The 25,623-nt window shown below is 71.1% G+C and carries 24 protein-coding genes; 8 read left to right on the top strand and 16 right to left on the bottom strand.

Annotation, left to right across the window (positions count from 1 at the left end):
- Positions 1 to 43 precede the first annotated feature (43 nt).
- Positions 44 to 2,461, bottom strand: coding sequence for a choice-of-anchor M domain-containing protein (locus tag RM779_RS10460; RefSeq protein ID WP_311617398.1), 2,418 nt, complete (start codon positions 2,459 to 2,461; stop codon positions 44 to 46).
- 219 nt (positions 2,462 to 2,680) lie between these two features.
- Positions 2,681 to 3,958 carry a GTP-binding protein gene (locus RM779_RS10455; protein WP_311617397.1) on the bottom strand — a complete coding sequence of 426 codons (1,278 nt, stop codon included), beginning with the start codon at positions 3,956 to 3,958 and terminating at the stop codon, positions 2,681 to 2,683.
- Here RM779_RS10455 and RM779_RS10450 point away from each other — a divergent pair.
- Positions 3,953 to 4,291, top strand: a complete 339-nt coding sequence (locus RM779_RS10450) for a chorismate-binding protein (protein ID WP_311617396.1) — start codon at positions 3,953 to 3,955, stop codon at positions 4,289 to 4,291. The two genes, RM779_RS10455 and RM779_RS10450, sit on opposite strands and share 6 nt — an antisense overlap.
- Here the strand turns inward: RM779_RS10450 and RM779_RS10445 are convergent.
- The 3 genes from RM779_RS10445 to RM779_RS10435 form a co-directional block, all read right to left on the bottom strand.
- Entirely contained in the window at positions 4,288 to 5,253 is a 966-nt protein-coding gene (locus RM779_RS10445; RefSeq protein WP_311617395.1) for an SAM-dependent methyltransferase, read from the bottom strand. The genes RM779_RS10450 and RM779_RS10445 overlap by 4 nt on opposite strands.
- A 121-nt stretch (positions 5,254 to 5,374) precedes the next feature.
- Positions 5,375 to 7,126 carry an ABC transporter ATP-binding protein gene (locus tag RM779_RS10440; RefSeq protein ID WP_311617394.1) on the bottom strand — a complete coding sequence of 584 codons (1,752 nt, stop codon included), beginning with the start codon at positions 7,124 to 7,126 and terminating at the stop codon, positions 5,375 to 5,377.
- On the bottom strand, positions 7,123 to 8,910 hold the full coding sequence (locus RM779_RS10435; RefSeq protein WP_311617393.1) for an ABC transporter ATP-binding protein: 1,788 nt from the start codon (positions 8,908 to 8,910) through the stop codon (positions 7,123 to 7,125). The genes RM779_RS10440 and RM779_RS10435 overlap by 4 nt, the downstream gene beginning before the upstream one ends.
- A gap of 3 nt (positions 8,911 to 8,913) precedes the next feature.
- Between RM779_RS10435 and RM779_RS10430 the strand changes: the two genes are divergently transcribed.
- A complete protein-coding gene (locus RM779_RS10430) occupies positions 8,914 to 9,165 on the top strand; it encodes a hypothetical protein (protein WP_311617392.1) in 252 nt (83 codons plus the stop codon).
- A gap of 271 nt (positions 9,166 to 9,436) precedes the next feature.
- Here the strand turns inward: RM779_RS10430 and RM779_RS10425 are convergent, their stop codons facing one another.
- From RM779_RS10425 to ychF, 3 genes are all read right to left on the bottom strand, one after another.
- On the bottom strand, positions 9,437 to 10,165 hold the full coding sequence (locus RM779_RS10425; protein ID WP_311617391.1) for a class I SAM-dependent methyltransferase: 729 nt from the start codon (positions 10,163 to 10,165) through the stop codon (positions 9,437 to 9,439).
- Positions 10,166 to 10,223: 58 nt separating this feature from the next.
- On the bottom strand, positions 10,224 to 10,772 hold the full coding sequence (locus tag RM779_RS10420; protein WP_311617390.1) for a Fur family transcriptional regulator: 549 nt from the start codon (positions 10,770 to 10,772) through the stop codon (positions 10,224 to 10,226).
- 792 nt (positions 10,773 to 11,564) lie between these two features.
- On the bottom strand, positions 11,565 to 12,653 hold the full coding sequence (ychF, locus tag RM779_RS10410; RefSeq protein ID WP_311617389.1) for a redox-regulated ATPase YchF: 1,089 nt from the start codon (positions 12,651 to 12,653) through the stop codon (positions 11,565 to 11,567).
- Between the two features lie 154 nt (positions 12,654 to 12,807).
- Here ychF and RM779_RS10405 point away from each other — a divergent pair, with 154 nt between their 5' ends.
- On the top strand, positions 12,808 to 13,308 hold the full coding sequence (locus tag RM779_RS10405; RefSeq protein ID WP_311617388.1) for a DUF6542 domain-containing protein: 501 nt from the start codon (positions 12,808 to 12,810) through the stop codon (positions 13,306 to 13,308).
- On the opposite strand, the gene RM779_RS10400 is transcribed toward RM779_RS10405, so the two are convergent.
- Positions 13,298 to 13,990, bottom strand: coding sequence for a hypothetical protein (locus RM779_RS10400; protein WP_311617387.1), 693 nt, complete (start codon positions 13,988 to 13,990; stop codon positions 13,298 to 13,300). The genes RM779_RS10405 and RM779_RS10400 overlap by 11 nt on opposite strands.
- 129 nt (positions 13,991 to 14,119) lie before the next feature.
- Positions 14,120 to 15,103 carry a 4-hydroxy-3-methylbut-2-enyl diphosphate reductase gene (locus RM779_RS10395; protein ID WP_077059307.1) on the bottom strand — a complete coding sequence of 328 codons (984 nt, stop codon included), beginning with the start codon at positions 15,101 to 15,103 and terminating at the stop codon, positions 14,120 to 14,122.
- Between the two features lie 61 nt (positions 15,104 to 15,164).
- Here RM779_RS10395 and xseA point away from each other — a divergent pair, with 61 nt between their 5' ends.
- Positions 15,165 to 16,397 carry an exodeoxyribonuclease VII large subunit gene (xseA, locus tag RM779_RS10390; protein ID WP_311617386.1) on the top strand — a complete coding sequence of 411 codons (1,233 nt, stop codon included), beginning with the start codon at positions 15,165 to 15,167 and terminating at the stop codon, positions 16,395 to 16,397.
- A gap of 5 nt (positions 16,398 to 16,402) precedes the next feature.
- Positions 16,403 to 16,708 (top strand): exodeoxyribonuclease VII small subunit, encoded by a 306-nt coding sequence (locus RM779_RS10385; RefSeq protein WP_311617385.1) that lies wholly within the window; start codon positions 16,403 to 16,405, stop codon positions 16,706 to 16,708.
- A gap of 71 nt (positions 16,709 to 16,779) precedes the next feature.
- Here RM779_RS10385 and RM779_RS10380 read toward each other — a convergent pair whose 3' ends face one another.
- Entirely contained in the window at positions 16,780 to 17,418 is a 639-nt protein-coding gene (locus RM779_RS10380) for a DUF4245 domain-containing protein (protein ID WP_311617384.1), read from the bottom strand.
- 142 nt (positions 17,419 to 17,560) lie between these two features.
- Here RM779_RS10380 and glpX point away from each other — a divergent pair, with 142 nt between their 5' ends.
- The gene (gene glpX, locus RM779_RS10375) at positions 17,561 to 18,592 is read left to right on the top strand and encodes a class II fructose-bisphosphatase (RefSeq protein WP_311617383.1); all 1,032 of its coding nucleotides are present in this window, start codon (positions 17,561 to 17,563) and stop codon (positions 18,590 to 18,592) included.
- A gap of 216 nt (positions 18,593 to 18,808) precedes the next feature.
- Here glpX and RM779_RS10370 read toward each other — a convergent pair whose 3' ends face one another.
- Positions 18,809 to 19,174: a WhiB family transcriptional regulator gene (locus tag RM779_RS10370; RefSeq protein ID WP_171987695.1), complete on the bottom strand. Its 366-nt coding sequence runs from the start codon at positions 19,172 to 19,174 to the stop codon at positions 18,809 to 18,811.
- 185 nt (positions 19,175 to 19,359) lie between these two features.
- Positions 19,360 to 20,043 (bottom strand): DUF1707 SHOCT-like domain-containing protein, encoded by a 684-nt coding sequence (locus tag RM779_RS10365; RefSeq protein WP_311617382.1) that lies wholly within the window; start codon positions 20,041 to 20,043, stop codon positions 19,360 to 19,362.
- A gap of 90 nt (positions 20,044 to 20,133) precedes the next feature.
- Here RM779_RS10365 and RM779_RS10360 point away from each other — a divergent pair, with 90 nt between their 5' ends.
- Positions 20,134 to 21,108 carry an SPFH domain-containing protein gene (locus RM779_RS10360; protein WP_311617381.1) on the top strand — a complete coding sequence of 325 codons (975 nt, stop codon included), beginning with the start codon at positions 20,134 to 20,136 and terminating at the stop codon, positions 21,106 to 21,108.
- Complete coding sequence (locus RM779_RS10355) at positions 21,105 to 21,452, top strand: hypothetical protein (protein ID WP_394813266.1); 348 nt, start codon at positions 21,105 to 21,107, stop codon at positions 21,450 to 21,452. The genes RM779_RS10360 and RM779_RS10355 overlap by 4 nt, the downstream gene beginning before the upstream one ends.
- A 38-nt stretch (positions 21,453 to 21,490) precedes the next feature.
- Here the strand turns inward: RM779_RS10355 and RM779_RS10350 are convergent, their stop codons facing one another.
- The 3 genes from RM779_RS10350 to RM779_RS10340 form a co-directional block, all read right to left on the bottom strand.
- Complete coding sequence (locus RM779_RS10350) at positions 21,491 to 23,350, bottom strand: ATP-binding SpoIIE family protein phosphatase (protein WP_311617380.1); 1,860 nt, start codon at positions 23,348 to 23,350, stop codon at positions 21,491 to 21,493.
- A gap of 93 nt (positions 23,351 to 23,443) precedes the next feature.
- Positions 23,444 to 24,163, bottom strand: a complete 720-nt coding sequence (fomD, locus tag RM779_RS10345; protein ID WP_311617379.1) for a cytidylyl-2-hydroxypropylphosphonate hydrolase — start codon at positions 24,161 to 24,163, stop codon at positions 23,444 to 23,446.
- Positions 24,164 to 24,216: 53 nt separating this feature from the next.
- Positions 24,217 to 25,611, bottom strand: coding sequence for a class II fumarate hydratase (locus tag RM779_RS10340; protein WP_077059314.1), 1,395 nt, complete (start codon positions 25,609 to 25,611; stop codon positions 24,217 to 24,219).
- Positions 25,612 to 25,623 lie beyond the last annotated feature (12 nt).

The raw sequence follows: 25,623 nt of genomic DNA, 5'->3' as shown, positions 1-25,623 counted from the left end.
GTACGGGCAGGACAGGGCCTAGCTCACCGAGTGAAACGGCCTCTTACCGCGCCACGGTGAGGGTCACGGGGGCGGCAGGCCCGTAGGCGACCTCCCCGGTCGGGGTGACCACGGCGGCGCTGAACTCGTGTCCGTCCTGCTCGGCAGCGGTGGTGAACGTGTACTCCGGCCCGGTCGCTCCGGGGATGGCGACAGCTTCCTCGGCATCCGGCGCCTTCTCGAACCACTGGTAGCCCGTCAGCACGGTCCCGGGCTCGACTTCGGCGGTCAACGTGGCGGTGTCGCCTGGGGCATACGCCGTCTCCCCCGCCACCGTTACCGTCTGGCGAGGCGGCGCACCGTGGTCGTCGACGTACACCGTCACGGGGTCGGCCGTGATCGGAGAGGCGGCGTCGTCGCCGAAGGTCAGAGTCGCCCGCACTTCCACCCCGTCCAGCGCCTGCTCGGCGACCAGCACGTGCTCGAGTCCGGAAGTGTCGGGAAGAGGGCTCCACTCCTCGGTACCGGGCCACCTCCATTCCCAGTCGACCGTGTCCCCGTCGCTCATCGGGGGGTCGGCGATCAGCGAGAAGTCGATGGCGCCGCCCTGGTGGTAGTGGTCGGCGAGGTTGGCGAAGGCGAGGATCTGCTCCTCGGCCGGAGCATCGGTCACCCGAAGCTGCACCGCTTCGCTGATGGTGACGTCTCCCCTGGTCATGACGAAGTGGAGCCACTGGCCGTCGTCGGCCATCGTCATCGTCTTCTCGAACAACAGGGCCTCGGGACCGGTGCCTTCCTTGAGCACCGTGTCATACGGCATGCGCCACGAGTAGGTGGCGCCCTCGAGTTCGGGGTACACCGAGGCGTTGACCTGGAGTGTGGCGCCCTCTCGGTAGAGCGACCGCAGCCCCTCGAACAACACCTCGCGCTCGTTGATCTCGACAGTCACCGGGGCCGACTGGGCGATGGCCAGTCCGTCCCTGATCACGCGGACGGCGTACTCGGCCTCCCCCGTGATGGTGGAGGTCACGGCCACGCGGTCTGGCTCGGGGAAGGTCACGGTGCTCTGACCGTTCGCCGCGTCGAACCAGGGGCTGTCCAACCGCTTGACGAGTTCCAGCGTCTCCCCCTCCGCGGCTTCCCGACCGGAGAGCTCAAGCTCGAACGTGTTCCCGGCGTGGACCGGTCCCTCATCCGCGGGGGTGAGTACCGGCACTTCGCCGACCGGTTCGACCGCGATCGGCCTCCAGGCGGTCTCCGCTTCGACGGTCCTGCCCGTGAGCAGTTGGACCTTGATCTCGTATCCGTCGTCCGACGCGGACACGGCCTGGACGAGCTGCGGGCCCGTACCGGTGACGTAACCGCTGGAGGCCGAGCCGACCGGACGGATGACCCAGCGGAAACTCTGGTCCTCACCAGCGGCGACTCCCACGGCGTCGGCCACCAGCTCGTCTCCGGGCTGGTACGACGCCGCCAGCCCGTCGATGCGGAACGGCTCGCCGCCCGGCTCGGTCACGTCGATGGCGACTGGTTCCGATGTCGACGGCTCGGCCAGATTCGTCACCTCGGGAACGAAGTGCGCGGTGACGCGCTGGTTGCCCAGACCGAGCGCGTCGGTGGTCAGTGTGGCCTGGCCGTCGGTCACCGGTTCGTGGCCGAGTACGGTGCCCCCGGCGCGGAACTCCAGGTAGCCGCTTACGGATGCCGGAGTCACCGATGCCGTCAGATCGATGCTCTCCCCGACCGTGATCTCGGTGGCCGAGGAGGTAAGAGTGGAACCGGTGGCGGCGGTCTCGGGGAGCTGACCGACGACAAACGTGTAGGTGGCACTCGCGCTGACGGGCTCACCCGAGCGTGACACCCCGGCCTCGACCGTGAGGTGGTAGGTGCCGGCCTCGGTGAACGCCCAGTTCGCATGCATATGGGTCCGTCCAACATCGAACGACGCGTAGTCCTCGTTCTCGTCGGAGGACCACAGCCGGTTGACGGAACCGGGCCCGCCGGTGGTGAACACCTCCAGGTCCCCGGGGCCCTCGACCTCGTTGAGGGTGAACGTGGTCCGGTCGTCGTCGATCGCGCCCGCCGGTACCGACTCCGTGGAGAAGCCGGGCCACAACTGGTTGCCTCCGGGATTGGCCTCCGTTGCCAGCCAGACGGGGGCCCCTTCCGGCGCGATGAACTCGAAGCCCTCGGGAACCGTTGTCGCCGAGTCGTCGTCGACGTGGAACCACAGCTCGTCGGCGGCGAATCGCGTGCCCGTGCCCTCGGGCACATCCGCCTTGCTGCCGAGGTCGAAGGTCGTGTCATCCAGGAAGGTCGCGACCGCGTCCGTGTGAAGATCCTGGAGGACGCGGTACTCCTTCGGATCAGGGGCCGGTCCTTCGGCCGCCAGCGCTGGTGTGCTCTGCGAGGTTATCGCCGTAGTGGCGACCATCACGGTCGCCAGGCATGCCACGGAACGGCGTATGAGCCGGGATGTCAACGAGCGTTCCTTCCTGTCGGCCCGTGGGGGTGCGGGCCATGGCGTAAGGGATGGAAGAGAGTTGATGGCCGGCAGGGGACCGGCAGGTCCAGCGGCGGGAGCGCCTCAAGGGAAAGACGCCTACATGAAAATGATAACTAGTATCGCATGGCGACGTGGCCGGCCCAAGGACTTCGCGCTCCGACTCCGGCCGCCCTCGATGCCGATCGTTCACCCTTGTCAGCGTTCGTTCCGAAGTCCGACGAACAGGGCGTCGTGCACCGGAAGAGCATGTTCGTGATGTGCGGGCGGCGCGTCCCACTCCGGGAAGGGGTCCAGAAGCCGGGCCCAGGACTCGGGACCCGCACGCCACTCCTCCTCGCCCAACAGGCAGGCGGTCAACGCCGCGTGAAGCTCTGCGCGGGCCAACCCGGTTCCGATGAAGACGAGTTCCTGGCCGTCGGAGAGGCCCCCGGCAGCGGGTGCCGCGCGGACGCCTGACGGTTCGAACCGCGCCACCGAGCCCGCCTGGGACCACAGCCCGGTGAGGGCGGGCCGGGTCGCCAGCCAGAAGAACCCCTTGGAACGGAGGATCGTGCCGAACGCGCCGGCATCCATGTGTTCGGTCACAAACCGCCACAGCCTGCCCGGATGGAAGGGGCGGTCCGCGCGGAAGAGGAGGCTGGAGATGCCGTACTCCTCGGTCTCCGGCACATGGTCGCCGTTCAGCTCCGCCAGCCACCCGGGCGCCTCCTGGGCCCGCGCGAGGTCGAAGGCGCCCGTGCCGAGGATCTCGCCGACCGGGACGCGGCCATGCGAGGTACGCAGGACCCGGGCCGCGGGGTTGAGCCGCCGCAGGGCCGCCTCCAGGCGGTCGGCCTCGTCCACCGGAACGAGATCGACCTTGTTGAGCAAGAGAACGTCGGCGAACTCGATCTGGTCCGCGAGCAGGTCGCTGACGGTTCGCTCGTCCTCCTCGTACTGGTCAAGCCCGCGATCGACCAGGGCGTCCCCGCGCCCCAGTTCGGTCAGGAAGTTCGCGGCGTCCACCACGGTGACCATGGTGTCCAGACGGGCCAGGTCACCGAGCGTCGCCCCGTCGTCGCGAGGGAAGGAGAAGGTCGCGGCGACAGGCATGGGCTCGGAGATACCACTGGACTCGATCAGCAGATAGTCGAAGCGGCCGGCCCGCGCCAGCCGTTCCACCTCCTCCAGCAGATCGTCTCGCAGCGTGCAGCAGATGCACCCGTTGGTCATCTCCACCAGTCGCTCCTCAGTACGGGAGAGCGACCCTCCATCGCGGACCAGGGCGGCGTCGATGTTGATCTCACTCATGTCGTTGACGATCACCGCGACTCGCAGTCCCTCGCGGTTCCCGAGCACGTTGTTGAGCAGGGTGGTCTTGCCGGCACCGAGGAAACCGGAGAGCACGGTCACGGGGAGCCGGGGGTCCGTACTCGTGCGGGCGGTTGCCGCCTCGGCGGTGCCGGGACCCCCGGCCTGACCGGACTGGTGCATCGCGAACCTCGCCTTATTGAAAATGATTACCGTTTATGCATAGTACCCCCACGGCCCGCGCCAACGCCCGCCGTCACCGCGTCGGGCATCCCCAAGCGGCGGGCCCGCGACTGGATAGACGAGGCCGAGCCGAGCGAACGGGCTCTGTACAGCGGAGCGGTGATCGTCGCGGATGGCGACGGAGGGCTGGACGCGGCGCTCGTGCTGCGCAGCGTCTTCCGGAGGCCGAGCCCGTCGCGGACAACCTCATGCGGTGGCACACCTCGTGGAAGGTCTTCCGCGACGGGCGTCTTGTTCGCAGCACCACCGACGCGTACTTCTTGGAGAACCTAACGCTGGGAGCGCTGGCCGAGGAGGCGGGTCTGAGCAGCCGTATGGTCAGTGCCGGCGGAGCCCCCGGCGTCCCGGAGATCGGCGTCCTCCACCGCTGAGAGGCCAGGGGCGCCCGGCTCGCCCTCGCGTTTTCCCGTCACCAGCAGCATGGGGTGCAGTAGGTGGTACCCGGGCTCGTTGAGGACGTAGCCGTCATCGCCCGGCGTCATGAGCGCGGCGGCCCGTACCAGTTCCTCCTCGCTCATCCCGGCTTCCCTGCCCCGTTCCCGGGCGGCGTCGAGAAGTTCGGGCCAGACCACCCGCTCCAGATAGGGACGCGCCGTCGGGTCCTCCTCCAGCGGGAAGACCACTCGGGGGATCAGCCGCACCCGGGGCTCGCGCAGCCCGGCTGCCAGCGTCCAGTGCACCAGCCGCTCGTTCTGCGTGGGCCCTTCCCCAGGAAGGCTCCAGTTCAGCTGCGAGGCGACGCGCAGTCTCTGCTGCATCCAGGAGTGACCGGGCAAGAACGTGGCCTGGTAATAACCGCTGCTGAAGAGCGCCAGGACTCCGCCCGGGTTGAGCGCCCCGGCCAGGGCGGCCACCGCGGCTTCGGGGTCGGGGAAGTTGCCGGGCCAGATCACGTCGCTCGCCCAGATCACGTCGAACCCCGCGCCCGACCGTACAGTCTCCGCCAGCACCTCCAGCAGATCCGCCCGCCTGGTCTCGACCCGGTCGGCGACGCCCTCCTTCTCGGCATACGCGGCGGCCAGTTCAAGCGCGTCGGCGTTCTGGTCCACGCCGAGAACACGCGCGTCCGGGTCCGCCGCCCGGGCCAGGGCGACGAGCCCGCCCCCCGCGCCCGTGCCGGCGTCGAGCAAACGCCGTCGGCCACCAAGGTCGAGGGAGCGTATCGCCTCCTCGATGGCCGGGGCGGCGAAGGCGCGGTTGGTCAACAGATACGTCGTGACGATGTCCGTCGTCATTTCTCTCATGGTGGTTCCATCCCTTACTGATTGGTGACGTTGTGTGGGTAATCGCCGTGGCACGCCGGGGGCGAGGTGGCTGAGCCTGCCGAACGCGCCGCCCGATCGCTGCTGCCGGCAACTACTCACTCGGAGTGGGCGAGGTGAGCCGCCACCCCACCGAGCGGGTGCGCTCCTCCCAGAACGTCCGGTATCGGCCGCCGTGTTGGAGGAGTTGTTCGTGGTCTCCCTCCTCCGCCACGCGACCGCCGTCCAGCACCAGAATCCGGTCGGCCGAGCGCACCGTAGGGAGCCGGTGTGCGACCACGATCAGGGTGCGGTCCGTGCGCAGCGAGGCGAGCGCGGCCGCCACGGCGGCGTCGTTGGCGGCGTCCAGGGCCGCCGTCGCCTCGTCGAGCAGCACGATCGGCGCATCTTTCAGCAAGGCGCGAGCGATCGAGATCCGCTGACGTTCTCCGCCGGAGAGAGCCGCGCCGCCCTCGCCGACCCGCGTCCGCCAGCCATCGGGTAGCCGGTCCACCACTTCGGTGACGCGAGCGAGTTCGGCCGCCCTCCGCAACTCCTCGTCACTCGCCTCCGGTCGGCTCATCCGGATGTTTTCCTCGATGGGGCCGTCGAAGAGGTAGACGTCCTGGAAGACCAGCGCGATGTGGCGCATCAACTCCTCGGTGGCCAGCTCCCGTACGTCCCTGCCCCCGATCGAGACCGAACCCTCGTCCACGTCCCAGAACCGGGCGATCAGTCGCAGCACCGTGGTCTTGCCGGAGCCGGAGGGCCCCACCAGCGCCGTCATCGTGCCCGGCCGCGCCACGAGGCTCACGTCGCGCAGGACCGGTTCGCCGCCGTAGCCGAAGGTCACCCCGCGCAGTTCGACGGATGGCTCGGCGGGTCCCTCCCCGGCGGGAGTGGCCTCCGGGGCGGGCAACTCCGCCGTGGCCAGGATTTCCTGGTACCGCGCCATGGCATTGCCGGCCATGCGGAGGGCGGCCCCGTTCTCGACAGCCGTCATCAAGGGCTCGACCAGCCGGACGCCGAGCACCAGCAGCGCCACCAGCTCGGCCGTTCCCAGCTCACCGCCCAGGGCGAGTTGGGCGCCCGCCGCGAGCAGGGCGACCAGGAGCAGCTGGATCACGAGGTTGGTGGAGAGCAGCGCGGGCGCGGCGATCACGGTGGTGGAACGCTGCGCCGCGCTCTGCTCGGCGAGGGCCTCCTCCAGCAGCCGGTGCCCGGAAGCGGTCCGGCCGGCAGCACGGAGTGTGGCCTGGGCCTGGGCGAACTCCACCACCCGGCCGGCCGCCGCGGTGGCGGCCGTCTTCTGCACGCGATCCAGCCGGGCCACCAGCCGGCCGGCCCAACGGCCCACGACGGCCACGAGGGGGAGACCCGCGAGGGCGACCAGCGCGAGCCGCCACTCGAAGACGAACAGCGCGGCCAGCAAGGTCGCGGGCGTGACCACCGAAGCCACCACGGGGCGCAGCAGGTGCGCGGGTACGCCCATCACGTCGACGATGCCCCGGCTGGAGAGCTGGCTCAGCTCGCCGACTCGGCGCGGGTCGGAGAACCAGCCCAGTGGCAGCGCGGCGACCTTGTCGCCAAGCCGGCGGAAGAGCTGCCTGGCCAAGCCGACGGCGGCGCGGTAGGCGGCGAGCTGGGCGCGGTAGCGGACGACGGCGTAGCAGGCGAAGAGCACGGCGACGGCGATGATCCATGGCCAGGCGTCCTGTGGCCGGTCGGAGAGGACGCGCTCCGACGCCGGCACCATGCACGCGTAGCCGGTTCCGGCCAGCACCGATTCGATCACCAGGCTGATCAGATTCGTGCGAATGGGCCGGGCTCCGGGCCGGTCCCCGAGGCTCAGCAGTGTTCGGATCACGATGTCCGCCCTTCGGCGAGCGCCTCCTGGGCGCCCCACAGCTCCGCGTAGAGGCCCTCTCGGGCCAGCAGCGAATGATGGTCGCCGCGCTCCACGATCCGTCCGTCGTTCACCACACAGATCTGGTCCACGTCGGTCACCGCGCGTAGCCGGTGGGCGATGACCAGCAGTGTGCGGCCGACGGCCAGTCGGGAGAGCGCGTTCTGGATGGCCGTCTCGGAGTCGGGGTCGGCGTAGGCGGTGGCCTCGTCCAGGATGACCACCGGGGTGTCGGCGAGCAGCGCCCGGGCGATCGCGACGCGTTGGGCCTCACCTCCCGAGAGGTTGGCGTCCTCGCCGTGGACGCTGTCATAGCCACGGGGCAGGGCCATGATCCGCTCGTGGATGTTGGCTGCCCGGGCTGCCGCGATCACCTCTTCCTCGGAGGCGCCCTCACGGGCCATGCGGATGTTCTCCCGGACCGAGTCGTGCACCAGCCGGATGTCCTGGAGCACCATCCCCACCTGCTGGTACAGGGTGAGCTGCGCCATCTCCCGCAGGTCGGCACCGCCGATGGTGATGTGCCCTTCCGTGGGGTCCCAGAAGCGCGCCAGCAACGCGGCCAGCGTGCTCTTTCCGGCACCCGAGGGGCCCACCAGCGCGGTGACCGTGCCAGGGCGCAGATCCAGGTCCACGCCACGGATCACTTCGGCGCCGCCGGAGTAACCAAAGCGGACCCCCGCGAAGCGCACCCGGGCGTCAACGGGGATGGCGGGCGCGTCCGGGGCCGGCGGGAGTGTCTCGGTGCTGAGCAGCCGCTGGATGTTGCCCGCGGCATGCCGGGCGCTGACCAGGTGCTGGTAGGCGTAGTTCAGCTCAAGGAACGGACCGGCCACGGCCACACCCACCACCAGGAACGGCAGGACGTCCGCCGGTGGGACCCAGCCGGCCTGGACGAACGCGGCGCCCGCCACCAGCGCGGCCAGCAGGGTGGTGAACGGCGCCAGGGCCAGCTCGGCCACGGTGGAGCCGCGCAGCATTCCCCTGACCCATTCCCAGAAGTCGGTGACGAACGACTCGGCCGCGCGTGTGAAACGCGTGTGCGCGTGCCCGGCCTGCCCGAACGTCTTGACCACGGCGATACCGTCCACGAACTCGACAGCCGCGGCGCTCACACCGGCGATCGAACGCTGGTAACGCTCCATCTGCTCTTCCTGGCCACGCATCATGAGCGAGTACTGGATGACCCCCACCAGGACGGGAAGCAGAGTCAACAGGGTCAACCTCCAGTCGGATACGAGGAGGTAGACCAGCGCGGCGGATGGCGCCACGATCGCGGTGGTGAGTTCGAGGTAGGCGTGGCCCACGAGGTGGTGGAGGTCGGCGACATCGTCTGTCAGGGCCTTCTTGACCCGCCCCGAGGACCGGTCGGTGAACCAGCCAAGGGGCACGTGGCCCAACCGCCGCGCGGCGCGTCGCCGGACGTCGAACTGGAAGGCGCTGTCGGCCAGATGTGTGAGGGTCAGCGCGGCACCACTGGTGAGGAGGCGCAGCAGCAGCGCCCCGGCGGCGACGGCGACCACGGCCCAGACGCGCTCCTCGCGGACGGGGTCGCGCAGCAGCTCGCGTGCCAGCTCCACGAGCGCGATCAGCGGCACCACTTTGGCAAGGGCACCGATCGCCTCCAGCAGGCAGGCGAGCAGGAGACGGGAGCGCACGGGCGCCAACAGGTCGCCGAGTGCGACTTTCGCCTGGGGAGCGGCGCCCGGGTTCTCGTGGTGACCCGCCGCGTCGGGGGGTGACATGGGATGCGACCTCCTGGGAAGGCGGGGCCGGCGGTGGCCCCGCTGCTGAACGGATGGTGGGAGGATCAGGCGTTCTCGGTCTCGGGCGTGCCGAGCCGAGGCACGAGGCACACCGCGAGCAGTGCCGCGGCCGGGGCGCACGCCCCCACGACGAGGAAGGCCCTCGCAAAGCCCTCGGCCAGAGCGGCCGTGGGGTCGGCGGTGGACGCGTTGCCACCCGCCCAGTTCCCGGCGCTGGCCCGTTACCGCGCCTGAGCCGCGGACCGGCCGCCACTGTCCGGCCCGTCCCATCACGCTCTGCGCGCCCTCCTTGCCGCGCTTCTTCCGGCAGAGGCCCGCCCCTGACCCCGCCCTAGGCCCTGTCCTGCCGATCTTGCCGGGCCCACGACTCCCCCAGACTCCTCCCCCAGACTTCGTCTGGGAGGTGCCCCCAGGGAGGTGCGCCCAGCTACGGCACCTCGCTGCGTTGTCGCATCGCGCGAGTACGGCCAAGCGGGCTGCTCCGACAAGATCGACAGGACAGGACCTAGGAGGTCCGGCGGCCGAGAAGATGGACATCCGTGTCCCCGAGCGTCCGGGAGCTGAGTCCGCAGGCCGCCCACTCCGCGCGCAACTCCTCGTCGGTGACCACCCACCAGTCGTAGTCCACGTCCACGCGGGCAAGGACACGGCCCTGGTGAAGGGTTTCGTAGGCCATGTGCCAGACCACGCTCTGGTCACCGGCGGGCTCAGCCTCGGACCACCCGCGGTAGTCATACGCGCCCACTCGCACGACCGGCCCGGCGACGCGTGGGACCGTCGCAGGAACCGTCGGCGGTGGGTTGTTGACCACCACTATTCCTCCCGGGTCCAGGCATGTGGCGATCCGCGCCCACAAAGAGCGCCGCTCGTCGGGCGTCAGATGGCCGATCATGTTCATCGCGAGGACGGCGCGCACTCGCTCGGGGAACGGGTACTCCATCGCCCCCTCAGCCACCACGGTTGTGCGGGCGGCGAGCGGCGGATCATCCATCAGCCGCGCCAACAGGGCCGTGCGCATGGCCGCCGACGGTTCGACGGCGAGCAGCGGGGCTTCGGGCAGCGCGGCCGCGGCGATCCGCGTCCCCCGCCCAGCGCCCGCGCCGAGGTCGATCACGGGACCGCTGAGAGCCGACAGCCGCCTGAGTTCGGCGGCGAGCGAATGCCCGACCTGCTGCCAGAAGCCGGCGATCAGAGGGTCGATGAACGGCGCGGACATGGCGTACGAATCGGTCACAGCACTTCCTGGAGGTCGATGCTTCTCGCGTTGACGTGGCGGAGTGGGAAGAAGTCCTTCAGCGTTGCCTCGCGGTCCCCGAGTGGACTTGCCCGGTACCGGTACCGGTACCGGTACCGGTATCGGTATCGAGTTCGGACTCGGCTGCCGACTCCCTCCGCGCGGGTTCCGCCTCGTTCGGAGCTGTCTGGCAGAGGACGCATACTCCGGTGAGCTGGACGACATGCTCGAGAAACGCGAACTCCGAGTCCGCGCCGACGCGCCGCACCCAGTCCTCCAGCGCGGCCGAGTCGAGGGCCCTGCTGGTGCCGCAGAAACGGCAGATGAGGTAGTGCTGGTGCCCGGCGGAGGGCCGCGCTCGATACTGACGTGTGCCGCTTGCGTCGAGGACGACATCCGTTCGGCCACGGATCTCCATGTCGTGGAGAGTCCGGTAAACGGTGGTAAGGCCGACCCGCACTCCCCGAGCCACCGCCAGGGAGTGCAATTCTTGCGCCGACACGAACTCGCCGTAGTCCGCGAGCATGTCCTCAACCACCGCGCGACGTCGGGCCGTCCGCGCACTGAGCGTGACGCGCGACCGCCGCTCACTCCGCCGGCGCACCATGGCGGATCACCCCGCAGGATCTGGCTACCAATCGACCCTCCTCACCGTAGACGATAACGATTATCATGTCTATCTAATCGCCCGGGCGGTCACCGGCACTCCCGTTTCCTCACCCGCTCCACACTGGTCTCCCGCACGGACACGCCCACCGTGGAGTGGGAAGACGGCAACGTTTATCCGGTCTTCGACGTCGAGATCTCCTCAGCCGTGGACTCCGCCGGCCGGGTCGAACGCTTCCGCCGCCGCTACGAACAGCGCGGGGCACGGCGATGCTCCCCGTCGTGATCGTCGCCGGGCTGCACGCCGACGCCCGGCGTGCCACCGTCGACGCCCCGCCGCGCGCGGTGCCCCGCAGCGTCGCGCTCCACCACTGACCTCACCACCGCGCGGGAAGGCGCGGTTCGTCGCCTCCCCGCGGGAGCAGAGCGGTCGGGTAGGAGATCCTCGCGGAGCGCGCAGCGCTGGAACGGCTCGCCGGCAGCGGGGAGTTGTGCGCCCTGGCCGTCGTAGAGCAGTGGGACTCCGTCGAACCACAACCCATCGCCCAGCTCATCAGCGCACACGCCGACCAGCGGCTGTCTCTCGATCGCCCTCGACTTCCGGCATCACCAAGACCATGAGCCGGACCTGCTGGGCACCCAGCACGAACCCAGCACGGTGGGGCTGACCCGGGAGGACGACAGGTGACGAGACGTCAGGAAATCCAGCACCGATCCAGCACGGGGACGACAGCGGGACCACCCGTGGCGGGATGGCCTCGCTGTGACCTGCACATCTGCCCCATGGCAGCCGTCACACGTTGAAGCGGAACTCCACCACGTCGCCGTCGCGCATGATGTAGTCCTTGCCCTCCATGCGGGCCTTGCCGCGGGAGCGGGCCTCTGCGACGGAGCCTGCGTCGATCAGGTCGTCGAAGGAGATCACTTCTGCCTTGATGAAGCCCTTCTGGAAGTCGGTGTGGATCACACCGGCCGCCTCCGGGGCGGTTGCGCCCTTCTTGATCGTCCAGGCGCGGGCCTCCTTCGGGCCCGCCGTCAGGTAGGTCTGGAGGCCGAGGGTGTCGAAGCCGACGCCGGCGAGGGTGGCCAGGCCCGGCTCGGTCTGGCCGACGGTCTGGAGCAGCTCCAGCGCCTCCTCCTCGTCCAGCTCGGCCAGGTCGGCCTCCAGCTTCGCGTTGAGGAAGATGGCCTCGGCGGGGGCGACGAGGGCCCGCTGCTCCGCCTTGAACGCCTCGTCGGTCAGCTCGTCCTCGTCCACGTTGAAGACGTAGAGGAACGGCTTCACCGTCAGCAGGTGCAGCTCGTGCAGGGGCTCGGCACGTTCGGTGCCCTGGGCGATACCGGCCGAGAACAGGGTCCGGCCGTCCTCCAGGATGGCCTTCGCCTCCTCCACCGCGCGGACCATCGGCTGCTTGTCCTTCTTGACCCTGGCCTCCTTCTGGAGGCGGGGCAGCACCTTCTCGATCGTCTGGAGGTCCGCGAGCATCAGCTCGGTGTCGATCGTCTCGATGTCACTCTTGGGCGAGACCTTGCCGTCCACGTGTACGACGTTCTCGTCGTGAAAAGCGCGGATGACCTGGCAGATCGCGTCGGACTCGCGGATGTTCGCCAGGAACTTGTTGCCCAGACCCTCGCCTTCGCTCGCGCCCCGCACGATGCCCGCGATGTCGACGAAGTCGACCGTGGCCGGCATGACCCGCTGGGAGCCGAACACCTCGGCGAGCCGGGCCAGGCGGGCGTCGGGGACGCCCACGACGCCGATGTTGGGCTCGATCGTGGCGAACGGGTAGTTGGCCGCGAGCACGTCATTCTTGGTCAGGGCGTTGAAAAGGGTCGACTTGCCGACATTCGGCAGGCCGACGATTCCGATCGTGAGCGACACGTGTGACTTCCCGGAACGAGGGGGTGAGCTGAGGGCCGGTGAACCAGTCTACGGGCGCCGCGGCACGGCCCCGCCTGCCCCGGGCGGACAGTCATATGGCCCGCAAGCGTGTCCATCACCTCTTCCTTCACCGCCCGCGGATTACCGTGGGGGCGTGGAACACACTACGCACACGACCCGTGACGCACGGCGCCCGCAGGCCGCGGTGCGGACGCGGGTGCCGCGCCCCGCGGGGCGCCCGGCGCCGCGGCCGGGGCCGCGGCAGCGGCGCCGGCTGCCACGGCCGCGGCTCACCGGGCTCGGCTGCGGCGTGCTGGCCACGGTGACGATGGTGGCGGCGGCCCGGTGCTGCGAGCTGCTCGGCGGGGCCCCCACGCTCTACGGCGTGCTGTTCGTCGCGGCCTGCGTGGCCGCCGCGGTCTGGGTCAGGCCCGCGGACCTGGTCTGCGCCCCGATCGCCGCACCGATCGCGTTCGCCACGGGCCTGCTCGCCTCGGCGGGCCCCGCGGACACCGTGACCCAGCTGGCGCTGCGCGCGCCGTGGGTGTTTCTCGGCACGCTGGCGGCGGTGGTGATCACGCTGGTGCGCAAGGGTTCGGATCTGCTCCGCCGCCGCCTCGCCCGCCGCCGCGGGGGTGGCCGGGTCAGCCGTTGAGCTGCCAGGTCAGCTCGGTCTCACCGGACTCCCAGGTGACCTCACCGGGCTCGACGCTCTCCGGGATGAGGAACGTCTTGCACATGGTGATCTCCTCGCCGGGGCCGATGGTCGGCGGGCTGTCGCCCGATCCCTCCGGGCAGCCGTTCGGCAGTCCCAGGTCGCCGAAGGCGGTGACGAAGCCGGCCATGGAGCCGTCGGTGAGGAACAGGCTCGTGTCCGAGATCGGCCGCGGGTACTCCAGGGTGTCCCCGCCCGCATGGGCGAACGTGACGTACACGTACGCCGGCCGCTGGCCGCTGGTGTCGGCGGAGGTGTTGAGGCTCGCCAGGTCGGCGTTGGCCCCCACGTCGACCCGATCGGCCGTGATCGTCAGGTCGGCGACGGTTCCGCCCTCCTCATAGGGCACCGGCCCGCTCGGCTCGCCCTGCCCCAGGGTGCCCGAGGCTCCGCCGGCCGCCGCTTCCTCCTCCTCGGCCGCATCGGCCTCCCCCGCCGGTGCGTCATCGTCGGCCCGGGCCGCTTCCTCGGTCTGCTCGGATTCCTCGGCGCCCGGGGTGAAGGCGTCCTCGGAGTCGTCGTCGGAACCGCAGGCGGTGAGCGCCAGCGCCAGCACGGCGGCCGGGGCGGCGGCACGGAGCCAGGCGGACTTCCGCATGAACACGTAAATCTCCCTCGTCATGAACATCTGTCATGGTCGCTGTACGGATCGTGCCGATCCTAGGGACGAGACAGCTGTGACCAGGGATAAAGCGGATACAACTGAGGTGCAGGAGCCCGGGCCGGGCCCAGGCCCGGCCTAAGGCCGGGGCTAGGGCTTGGTCTTCGCGGCGGCCTCCGCCCGCAGGTCGCGGCGCAGCTCCTTGGGCAGGGAGAACTGGATGTGCTCCTGCATCGGCTGAACGATCTCCACGTCGCCGTAGCCCCGCTCGGCCAGCCACTCCAGGACCTCGTCCACCAGCACCTCGGGCACCGAGGCGCCGGAGGAGAGCCCCACCGTGGTCACGCCCGCCAGCCACGCCTCGTCGATCTCGCCCGCGTTGTCGACCAGATGGGCCGCACCGGCGCCCGCGCCAAGGGCGACCTCGACCATGCGCGCGGAGTTCGACGAGTTTTTCGAGCCGACGACGAGAACCAGGTCCGAGTCGGCCGCGACCTGCTTGATCGCGGTCTGGCGGTTCTGCGTGGCGTAGCAGATGTCGTCGCTCGGCGGGCTGACCAGCTTGGGGAAGCGCTCCTTGAGGGCGTCGACGGTCTCCATCGTCTCGTCCACGGACAGCGTGGTCTGGGAGAGCCACACGACCTTGCCGGGGTCGCGGACCTCGACGTCGGCGACATCCTGCGGGCCGTCGACCAGGGTGATGTGCTCGGGCGCCTCGCCGCTGGTACCGATGACCTCTTCGTGGCCCTCGTGTCCGATGAGGAGGATGTCGTAGTCCTCCTTGGCGAACCGGACGGCCTCCTTGTGCACCTTGGTGACGAGCGGGCAGGTGGCGTCGACCGTGGCGAGCCGCCCGCGCTCCGCTTCGCGGTGGACCTCGGGGGAGACGCCGTGCGCGGAGAAGATCACGATTTCGCCCTCGGGCACCTCGGCCGTCTCCTCGACGAAGATGGCGCCCTTCTTCTCCAGGGTGCGGACCACGTACTTGTTGTGCACGATCTCGTGGCGGACGTAGATGGGCGGACCGTACTGCTCCAGGGCGCGCTCGACAGCTATGACGGCGCGGTCCACTCCCGCGCAGTATCCGCGGGGCGCGGCGAGCAGGACACGGCGGCGGTCTGTGTCGTTGGCCATGGGCCCATCGTAAGGGTGCGGCCGGTCCCGGCTGTCAGTGCGCGGCGCTAGCGTGGTCGTCATGGCAGTGCAGACGTCCGCGGAGGCGCCGATTCCCGTCGGCGAGGTGTCCCGGCTCATCGGGGGGTGGATCGACCGTCTCGGTGCGGTGTGGGTGGAGGGGCAGATCACCCAGCTCTCGCGCCGACCGGGTTTCGGCGTGGTCTTCCTCACCCTGCGGGACCCGGCGCACGACGTCTCGGTGCGGGTCACCTGCTACCGGGCCGTGTTCGACAAGGTGGCGGACGTGATAAGCGAGGGCGCCCGCGTGGTGGTGTTCGCCAAGCCCGAGTGGTACGCGCCGCGCGGGGAGTTGTCGTTGCGGGCGGCGGAGATCCGCGCCGTCGGCGTGGGCGAGCTGCTGCTGCGGCTCGAGCGGCTGAAGCGGGCGCTGACCGCGGAGGGGCTGTTCGCGGAGGCGCGCAAGCGGCGGCTGCCGTTCCTGCCGCGCTGCGTCGGCCTGGTGACGGGCCGCGCCTCGGCCGCGGAGCGCGACGTCCTGCGGAACGCGCGGTTGCGCTGGCCCGCGGTCCAATTCTCCGTGCGGAATGTGGCGGTGCAGGGAGTGCATGCGGTGCCGCAGGTGATCGAGGCGGTGCGGGAGCTCGACGCGGACGCGGACGTGGACGTGATCGTGGTGGCCAGGGGCGGCGGCAGCGTCGAGGATCTGCTGCCGTTCTCCGACGAGTTGCTGGTGCGTGCCGTCGCGGCCTGCGGCACTCCGGTGGTCTCGGCGATCGGGCACGAGCCCGATTCGCCGCTGCTGGATCTGGTGGCCGATCTGCGGGCGTCGACGCCGACGGACGCGGCCAAGCGCGTCGTGCCCGACGTGGGCGAGGAGCTGGCGCGGGCGCGGCAGTTGCGGGACCGGGCCCGGTGGGTGCTCGCGTCCCGGATCGACCGGGAGGAGCGCGGTCTCGCGGCGGCGCGCAGCCGGCCGGTGCTGGCCGAGCCCCACCGGATGGTCGACGGTCGTGCGGAGGAGCTCCAGGCGCTGCTCGGGCGCTCCCGGCGCACGCTTGCGCATCTGCTCGACCGGGCGCGCGGCGATCTGGAGCACACCAGGGCGCGCGTCGTCGCGCTGTCCCCGGCGGCGACGCTGCGCCGCGGTTACGCCGTCCTCCAGCGGGCGGACGGAGCGGCGGTGCGGGAGCCGGAGGATGTGGCGGATGGTGACGTGCTGCGGGCGAGGGTGACCGGGGGCGCCTTCGCGGTGACGGTCGGCGAGCGGCCCCCGGCGGGCGGCATAGGGTGACGCGCATGACGGGCACGACAGACGAGACGGGTACGACGACGGACGGGACCGGCGGGGCCGCGTCGGACGCGGCGCTGGGCTACGAGCAGGCCAGGGACGAGCTGATCGACGTCGTGCGACGGCTCGAAGCGGGCGGGGCGACGCTGGAGGAGTCGCTCGCGCTGTGGGAGCGCGGCGAGGAGCTGGCCAGGATCTGCGGGGAGTGGCTGGAGGGCGCACGGGCGCGGCTGGACGCGGCACTTGCGCGCGACGAGGCCGCGGAGGAAGCGGACGAGGAGCGGACCGGCGAGGCGGACGAGGCGGACGAGTAGGTCGCTTCCCGCTCCTCCCGGCCTCCCTGTCTCCTGCTTCTTGTCCCCGGACGGACGGCCGACTCGACGGCCTACTCGACGACTTCGAGTGCCCCGGCGAACTGGGCAAGCCGTTCGAAACCGGCCGTTCCCATGACGACGGTGGTCACGCCCGGCTCCTGGAGCACCAGCGCGTCGTACTTCGGCCCTTCCCAGCGCGCCCAGTCCCGGCCCTCGACCTGCTCGGTCCCGCCGGTGTCCTCCGCGTCCCTGGTCACGTCGGCGACGAAGCCGGCCGCGTCGCCGTCGGCCTGGGTCAGTGCGGCGTACTCCTCGTCCGGGTCGAGGAAGCCGAGCCGCCACGTCGCGCCGAAGTCGCCCAGCGGCTCGTAGCGGACGGAGGTCGCGCGCCAGTCCTCCGGCAGCCCTTCCGGCACGAGCAGGTCGTAGGGGGCGGCGCGGGCGGCGGTGGCCGACTCGACCTCGTACGAAACGGTCGGCGTCGCGCCCTCGGGCTGGTCCTCGGGGTTGAGCCCGACGAGCGCGAAGGTGCCGGCACAGATCACCGCCATGGACAGCACCATGTTCCGGACCGACTCGAAGCGCTGCCGCTTCCCCGGCCGCGCCCCGTCCTGCGGCGGGGCCGCGTCCGCGTCCGCGCCGGTGTCCGCGCCCGTGTCCTTCGCCGGCACGTCGTCCGGCGTCACGTCCGTCGTCACGTCGTTCGCCACCCTCCCATCGTCCCGCATACCGGGACGGGCCTCGCACCCGCCCCCGGGTTCGCTCATCCGAAGGCGGTGCTGCTCATCTGTTTCCGGGCCGCTACAGTCGAAGGCACCCTCAGCGCGACCCGCCGCAGAAAGGTCGTTTCCGATGACTGATCACCATCTCCCGCCCCCGCTCGACGTCGCACCCGAAGCTCCCGACCGCAACCTCGCGCTCGAACTGGTCCGCGTCACCGAGGCCGGGGCGATGGCCTCGGGGCGCTGGGTGGGCCGCGGCGACAAGAACGGCGCGGACGGTGCCGCGGTGCGCGCCATGCGCGCGCTGATCTCCACCGTCTCGATGAACGGCGTGGTCGTCATCGGCGAGGGCGAGAAGGACGAGGCACCGATGCTGTTCAACGGCGAACGCGTCGGCGACGGTTCCGGCGCCGAATGCGACGTGGCCGTCGACCCGGTGGACGGTACGACGCTCACCGCCAAGGGCATGGCGAACGCCGTCTCCGTGCTGGCCGTGGCGGAGCGCGGCGCGATGTTCGACCCGAGCGCCGTCTTCTACATGGACAAGCTGGCCACCGGCCCGGAGGCCGCCGAGTTCGTGGACATCGACGCCCCGCCGGCGGTCAATATCCGGCGGGTGGCGAAGGCCAAGGGCGGCTCGCCCGGCGACGTGACCGTGTGCATCCTGGACCGCCCGCGCCACGCGGACCTGGTCAAGGAGGTGCGCGAGGCGGGCGCCCGGATCAAGTTCATCCAGGACGGCGACGTGGCGGGGGCGATCATGAGCGTCCGCGAGGGCACGGGCGTGGATCTGCTCCTCGGCGTCGGCGGCACGCCGGAGGGCATCATCGCGGCGTGCGCGATCACCTGCCTCGGCGGCACGATCCAGGGCAAGTTGTGGCCCAGGGACGACGCCGAACGGAAGGCGGCGCTGGATGCGGGCCACGAGCTGGACCGGGTCCTGCACACCGGCGATCTCGTGCGCGGCGAGAACGTGTTCTTCGTCGCCACCGGCATCACCGACGGCGAACTCCTGCGCGGTGTGCGCTACCGGGCGGAAACGGCCACCACCCAGTCACTCGTGGTGCGTTCGCGCTCGGGCACGATCCGGCAGATCGACTCCACGCACCGGCTGTCCAAGCTGCGCGCCTACAGCGCCATCGACTTCGACACCGGCCGCTGATCCGGCAACCGCGTCCGCGGGTGCCCATGGGTGCCCGCGGGCAGGGCGGCGCGGCACCACCGCCCGGCGGCGTCGTGCGGCCGGCGGGCGGGGGCCGGTGGTGGAAGCACGCCCGGGCGGGGCCCGGCCCGTGGGGTACCTTCCGCGCGTGCGGGTCGCGCGTGCGGGTTGAGGGCCGGGGGGCGGAACGGGGCGCGGCCTCCGGGGCGGGGCGCGTCAGGCGATGCGGGTGATATCCGTGGTGCGGCTGCCGGAGGCGGCCTCGCGGCGCCGTCGGCGGCTGAGCACCACGCGGCGCTCGGCGGCCGTCAGGCCGCCCCAGACGCCGTAGGGCTCCGGCTGGAGCAGGGCGTGCTCGCGGCATTCGAGGAGTACCGGGCACCGGGCACACACCGATTTCGCCGCCTGCTCCCGCGAGAGCCTGGCCGCGGTCGGCTCCTGAGAGGGGGCGAAGAACAGCCCCGCCTCATCCCGCCGACAGGCGGCTTCCGAGTGCCAGGGTCCAGCAACATCTCTGGAACTGCGCTGTGTGGGGCCGGCTGATGACCACTGGGACTCTTGTGGCGGTGACGATTGCAGCACGGTCAACTCCTGACGACGGCTACGGAGGTCGCTCCTGGCTGGTGGACCCTCACCCGTCAAGGGGGAAGCCGCAGTTCACCCTTCCCGCCGTGCGGCCATACGAGTGACGGTCCCCCCAGCCCTACCCGCTGTGCGCACGCTTATGCACGGAGCGACAACGTCGCCGGTCGTATCAGCCTCCCGGGTCACTCGCGGCCGAGGTCGCGCACCCGCTTTCCCGGAACGTGCTTTGCTTCCACCCCGCCCCAGATGGCGACCCCCTGGACCACGACAACGGGGGCGTGCGGCTCGGTCGACTCCGCCTCGCGCACCTCGAAACCGCCCATGATGCCGCTGCCGGCGCTGCGCAGGCTCACGTTCTCCGGGACCTTGATCTCGATGCCCCCGCAGACCGCCGTCGCATTGATGACGATGTACTGCTGCTCGAATATCGCCTCGGTCAGGTCCAGCTCGACGCCGCCGCAGACGGCCACCGCATTGATCTTGCCGCCGACGCGCCAACGCCCCTGCCGGGTCGCGCCGCTGAGGACGGCCACCACATTCTTCGCGCTGGCCACGTGCACCCCGTGCGGTGCGCGGACGGGTTGCGGGGACCCGTGGGGTGGCGGGGCGGGCCGGTAGGCGCCCTGGGGCGGCGGCGGCCCGGGGGCGGGCCGCTGACCCGCCGGCAGATCCCGGATCAGCGGCTCCAGCTCGGCGAGGGTCTTGGCCTTGAAGACCGCCTCGATCCGCTCCGAGTGCTCCTCGGCGTCGAGCCGCCCCTCGGCCAGCGCCTCGCGCAGGATGTCGGCTATCCGGTCACGGTCCGTGTCGGAGGCCCGGACAGGCTGCTTCTCCAGCGGCACGGCGGGCGGATTCTCAGCGTTCACGGGCCCAAGCCTACAGACACGCGATACATCGCGACTAGCCCCTGTACGTTAAAGTGATATCAGATTGCTAACCCATGGAGCGAGGATCGCATGACACCCGACGCACCCGACGCACCCGACACCACCACCACACCCGCCGCCGGCACCGCCGACACCCCGGACATGCCCGCCCCCCGGGTGCGCGAGGCCCACGCGCACAGCGTTCCCGGCGGTCTGGCGCTGCTGCTCACCTGTCTCGGGGCCCTGTTGGGGCTCGGCGTCACCGTCATCGGCATCCCCGTGACCGCGACCGGATCGCCGGGGCTCGGGGTGCCGACGATCGTGGTCGGCGGACTGCTGTTCCTCGGATCGGTGTTCCTCATGACCGGGCTCAACATGGTCGCGCCGGGCGAGGCACGCGTCGTCCAGTTCTTCGGCCGCTACACCGGCACCATCCGCGACGACGGCCTGCGCTGGGTCAACCCGCTGACCACCCGCGCCAAGATCTCCACCCGCGTCCGCAACCACGAGACGGCCGTGCTGAAGGTCAACGACGCCGACGGCAACCCCATCGAACTGGCCGCGGTGATCGTCTGGCAGGTCGAGGACACCGCGCAGGCCAGCTTCGAGGTGGACGACTTCATCGAGTTCGTCGGCACCCAGACCGAGTCGGCCGTCCGGCACATCGCGATCGAATACCCCTACGACGCCCACGGCGCGGACCAGCTCTCGCTACGCGGCGACGCGGAGGAGATCACCGAGAAGCTGGCCGTCGAGCTGACCGCCCGCGTCCGGGCGGCGGGCGTCCGCATCATCGAGTCCCGCTTCACCCACCTCGCCTACGCCCCCGAGATCGCCTCCGCCATGCTCCAGCGCCAGCAGGCGGGCGCGGTGGTGGCGGCCCGGGAGACCATCGTCGAGGGCGCCTGCGGAATGGTGGAGGCCGCCCTCGAACGCATAGCCGAGCTGGAGGCCGTCGAGTTCGACGAGGAGCGCAAGGCCGCCATGGTCTCCAACCTCCTCGTGGTGCTGTGCGGCGACCGCGCCCCCCAGCCCGTGCTGAACACGGGATCGCTCTACCAGTGACGGAGGGCTCCGCACGCCGCGGGCGCAAGCAGGTGCTGCTGCGGCTCGACCCGGCCGTCCACGATGCGCTGAGCAAGTGGGCGGCGGACGAGCTGCGCAGCACCAACGCGCAGATCGACTACCTGCTGCGCCAGGCGCTCAAGGAGGCCGGGCGCCTGCCCAGAGGGGCCAGGCCGCACCCCGGGCGCGGCCGGCCGGCCAAGAGCCGGCCCGCGGGGGACGCAGCGGAGACGGCGGAGCCCGGGACGGCGGAAGACATGCGGGAGACGGGAGGCGCGGAAGGCGCGGAGGAGCCCCGGCAGGCGGGGCGGCCCGAGGGCCCGGGCGGCACACGCCCCGGCTGACGGCCCGGGGTCAGGCGGGCGGGGTCAGGCGGGCGGAGTCAGGAGAGCGGCGGCGCCATCTCGAACCACACCAGCTTGCCGGTGCTCAGCCGCGTCGCGCCCCACTGGCGGGCCAGTCGCTGAACGAGGTACAGGCCGCGTCCGCCCTCGTCCGCCGGGCCCGCCTGCCGCAGCCGCGGCAGCTGCGGAACGTCGTCGCCGACCTCGCAGCGCAGCACGTCGGTGCGCAGCAACCGTACGGACACCGGCCGTTCCGCGTACCTGACCGCGTTCGTCACGACCTCGCTGACCAGCAGCTCGACCGAGTCCTCCAGCTCGCCGAGATCCCAGCGCGCCAGGCTCTCGCGGACCAGTCGGCGTGCCTCGCGCACCGACTCGGCCCGCGGGTCGAGACGGCAGTACGCGACGTCGTCCGGCGCGATGCCCTCGAACCTGGCGGCCAGCAGCGCGATGTCGTCGTCCCGGTCACCCGGGCCCACGATGTCGAGGATCTCGTCGCACAGCGGCTCAAGCGGCGCCGCCGAGTTGGGCCGGACCAGCCGCGAGATCTCGGCGAGCTTCTCGCGTAGATGTTCCACTCCGGTCCATACGTCCCGACTTCGCGACTCCACCAGGCCGTCGGTGTAGAGCACGAGCGTCGCCCCGGCCGGGGCGGCCAGCTCCACGGTCTCGAAGTCGACGCCGCCCACGCCGATCGGCGCGTTCGGCGGCAGCTCAAGCACCTCCGTCGAGCCGTCGACGTGCAGCAGAACGGGCGGCGGATGGCCCGCGTTCGCCGCCGTGATGCGGTGCGCCACCGGGTCGTACACCGCGTACAGGCAGGTCGCCATCCGGTCGGTGCCCAGCCGCTGCGCCTGCTCGTCGAGGTGGTGCAGCACCTCCTGCGGCGGCAGGTCGAGACCGGCCAGCGTCTGCACGGTGGTCCGCAGCTGGCCCATGATGGCCGCGGACGTCGTCGAGTGGCCCATCACGTCGCCGACGACCAGCGCCACCCGGCTGCCGGGCAGCGGGATCGCGTCGTACCAGTCGCCGCCGACGCGGGCGGACTGCGCGGCCGGGAGGTAACGGCTGGCCAGCCGCACACCGGTGGGCTGCGGCAGGTCGTCGGGAAGCATGGTGCGCTGCAACTCGTCGGCGATCGACGCCTCGCGGCCGTACAGCACCGCCTTGTCGACGCCCAGCGCCGAGTGGGTCGCCAGCTGCTGGGCGACCTGGAGGTCCTCCGCCTCAAACGATTCACGATCGGGCCTGCGGAGAAAGACGGCGGCGCCGATCACCCGGCGCCGGCCGCGCAGCGGCGCGACGATCGCGCGCTGCCCCTCGGGCAGCGACACGGCGCCGGTCAGCTCGCGCAGCGCGGCCCTGGGCACCTGCGACTCCACGAAGACCGGCCGCACCCCGCGCAGGACCTCGGCGAGCGGCCCGTTGCCCCGGACCTCGACCAGGGAGGTCGCGCTGGCCAGTATCGGCAGCACCGGGCCCGAGCCGTCCGCGCGCAGATCGCCGACCGAGCCGAGGGCGAGCGCCTCAGGGATGCGGTCGGTGCGGCGCAGCTTCAGCACCCAGGGCGTCACCGGCTGCTCGTCGCCGACCGGCAGCGGATGCCTGAGGTAGACGAGGATCGCGTCGGAGAACGTCGGCACCGAGGCGCGGCACAGGCCGAGCACGATCTCGTCCAGGTCCATGCCCCGGGCGATACGACGGGTGGCGGCCCCCACGAACCGCAGCCGGTCGGTGTCGCCCATCCCGCCGTTCAGCCCCTCGCCCGAGGCGGGGCGCGTGGGCGGCTGCTCCGCGGATTCTGGCTCGGAGCGGGCGTGCGGCAGCCCCGAGCTGTCGGCGAAAGGAGATACGTCCGCCGTACGAGCCACGGGCTGCGGTGGGGTCGGGTCCGTCACGAGGGGGAGTCCATCCAGGCGGGAACTAGCGTGCGGGGTGGGGGCGTTGTGTGGTTGTGGGGGTCGATCCTACGGTTCTCGGCAGGGGATGCATCAAGAGGCTCTCGGGTGGGGCGGCAGGCTGCGGGCCGCCGGTGCGGGCGCCAGGCCGGTGGCGGGCCGGTCCCAGTCGCCGGGCAGCTGCGGGGTCCGCCAGCGCGGATCGGGCCGCCAGGAAGCCCAGGTCTCGGAGAACGGACGTCCCCACACGCGGATGAGGCGGATCGCCTCTCTTCCGGCCGCACGGACCCGTTCCGCCTGCCCGGCGTCCAGGAGTCCTGCCTCCTGCGCCTGGGCGAACTCGTCCTCGTCCCGCCACTCCCAGCTGCGGTCGGGATAGACCGCGATGTCGAGAAAGTGATCTTCGGAATCCACCCCGCCCGGCCACCGGCTCCGGGGCTCTTCAAGATTGACGTACCAGTTCTTGAAGCGCCACCCCCGATCCCAGAAAAGCCACACGGACCACGGCTCACCCGGCCGGGCCAGCTTCAGGACGCCGGCGCCGAACCAGCGCGAGCGCACCGCCGTCCTCGGCTTGGTGTAGCGCGTGGCCAGCGGCTCGTCGTGAACGGCGGTGCCGTCGGCCAGCTCCGGTTTGATGCACTCGGTCCCCGGCGCCATCCAGACGGCCAGCAGCCCGGGAGTGTCCTGGACAACGGTGACCGGACGGCAGATGTGGAACGCGTCGGACCCGTTGGCCCGGTACCGCCAGAGGATGTGGTCCCCCGGCCGCCACGGATGCGCGCCGCCTGCCGACTCTCTTCCCGTTGTCATCTACACATGGTATTCGGGTCGACGCGGACCGCGGGCGCATCCGGCGGCCGGGTTCAGGGGCGGGTCATACGCAGCACGTCCAGCGCCTCGTCGAGCTGCTCGATCGTCAACTCGCCGCGCTCCACATACCCCCCGTCGAGGACCGCCTCGCGGATCGTCTTGCGCTCGGCGAGCGCCCGCTTGGCGACCTTGGCGGCGGCCTCGTAGCCGATGTAGCGGTTGAGCGGGGTGACCACGGAGGGGGAGGACTCGGCGTACTCGCGGGCTCGCTCCACGTTGGCCGTGATGCCGTCGACGGTGCGGTCGGCGAGCAGGCGGGAGGCGTTGGCCAGCAGCCGGACGGACTCCAGCACATTCTTGGCGATCACGGGCAGCATGACGTTCAGCTCGAAGTTGCCCGAGGCGCCGGCGGTGGTCACGGTCACGTCGTTGCCGATGACCTGGGCCGCCACCATGAGCACGGCCTCGGGGATCACCGGGTTGACCTTGCCCGGCATGATCGAGGAGCCGGGCTGGAGGTCGGGCAGCGCGATCTCCGCGAGGCCGGTACGCGGCCCGGAGGACATCCAGCGCAGGTCGTTGCAGATCTTGGTGAACGACACCGCGATGGTCCGCAACTGGCCCGAGGTCTCCACCAGGCCGTCACGGGCGCCCTGGGCCTCGAAGTGGTCGCGGGCCTCGGTCAGCGGCAGCCCCGTGGTCCGGGCGACCTCGGCGATGACGGCGGCGGAGAAGCCGGGCGGCGTGTTGATGCCCGTGCCGACGGCGGTGCCGCCGAGCGGCAGCTCGGCCAGCCGGGGCAGCGAGGCCGTCAACCGCTCGATGCCATAACGCACCTGGGCGGCGTACCCGTCGAACTCCTGGCCGAGCGTCACGGGGGTGGCGTCCATCAGGTGCGTGCGCCCCGACTTCACCACGTCCGCGAACTCCGCGCCCTTGCGCTCCAGCGCCTCGGCCAGGTGCGTGAGCGCGGGGACCAGCTCGCCGGTCACCGCGCCGGTCGCCGCGATGTGGATGGAGGAGGGGAACACGTCGTTGGAGGACTGGCTCGCGTTGACGTGGTCATTGGGGTGAACCGGGCGGCCCAGGCGCTCGGTCGCCAGCGTCGCGAGCACCTCATTGGTGTTCATGTTCGAGGAGGTGCCGGAGCCCGTCTGGAAGACGTCGACCGGGAAGTGCTCGTCCCAGCGTCCCTCGGCCACCTCCTCCGCGGCCCGGACGATGGCCTCGGCCATGTCCTTCTCGATGACGCCCAGCTCGGCGTTGACAGTGGCCGCCGCCGCCTTGATCCGGGCGAGGGCCGCAATGTGGGAGCGCTCGATGCGCTGACCCGAGATCGGGAAATTCTCCACGGCACGCTGCGTCTGCGCCCGCCACCTGGCGTCCGCGGGCACCCGCACCTCGCCCATCGAGTCGTGCTCGACGCGGTATTCGTTCGTACCACTCATAAGGACGAATCT

The sequence above is a fragment of the Streptomyces johnsoniae genome, assembly GCF_031845565.1.
GTDB classification, from domain to species: Bacteria; Actinomycetota; Actinomycetes; order Streptomycetales; family Streptomycetaceae; genus Streptomyces; species Streptomyces johnsoniae.
The sequence above is the reverse complement of the archived record's forward strand: the minus strand, read 5'-3'. Positions and strand labels throughout refer to the sequence as shown.

Excerpts from the sequence above, each read along its gene's own strand:
- RM779_RS10385 (WP_311617385.1), top strand. The coding sequence starts at position 16,403 with ATGACGGGCACGACAGACGAGACGGGTACGACGACGGACGGGACCGGC.
- RM779_RS10445 (WP_311617395.1), bottom strand. The coding sequence starts at position 5,253 with ATGACGACGGACATCGTCACGACGTATCTGTTGACCAACCGCGCCTTC.
- RM779_RS10420 (WP_311617390.1), bottom strand. The coding sequence starts at position 10,772 with ATGGTGCGCCGGCGGAGTGAGCGGCGGTCGCGCGTCACGCTCAGTGCG.
- RM779_RS10400 (WP_311617387.1), bottom strand. The coding sequence starts at position 13,990 with ATGACGAGGGAGATTTACGTGTTCATGCGGAAGTCCGCCTGGCTCCGT.
- RM779_RS10435 (WP_311617393.1), bottom strand. The coding sequence starts at position 8,910 with ATGTCACCCCCCGACGCGGCGGGTCACCACGAGAACCCGGGCGCCGCT.
- RM779_RS10455 (WP_311617397.1), bottom strand. The coding sequence starts at position 3,958 with ATGCACCAGTCCGGTCAGGCCGGGGGTCCCGGCACCGCCGAGGCGGCA.
- RM779_RS10340 (WP_077059314.1), bottom strand. The coding sequence starts at position 25,611 with ATGAGTGGTACGAACGAATACCGCGTCGAGCACGACTCGATGGGCGAG.
- xseA (WP_311617386.1), top strand. The coding sequence starts at position 15,165 with ATGGCAGTGCAGACGTCCGCGGAGGCGCCGATTCCCGTCGGCGAGGTG.
- fomD (WP_311617379.1), bottom strand. The coding sequence starts at position 24,163 with ATGACAACGGGAAGAGAGTCGGCAGGCGGCGCGCATCCGTGGCGGCCG.
- RM779_RS10360 (WP_311617381.1), top strand. The coding sequence starts at position 20,134 with ATGACACCCGACGCACCCGACGCACCCGACACCACCACCACACCCGCC.
- glpX (WP_311617383.1), top strand. The coding sequence starts at position 17,561 with ATGACTGATCACCATCTCCCGCCCCCGCTCGACGTCGCACCCGAAGCT.
- RM779_RS10430 (WP_311617392.1), top strand. The coding sequence starts at position 8,914 with ATGCGACCTCCTGGGAAGGCGGGGCCGGCGGTGGCCCCGCTGCTGAAC.
- RM779_RS10395 (WP_077059307.1), bottom strand. The coding sequence starts at position 15,103 with ATGGCCAACGACACAGACCGCCGCCGTGTCCTGCTCGCCGCGCCCCGC.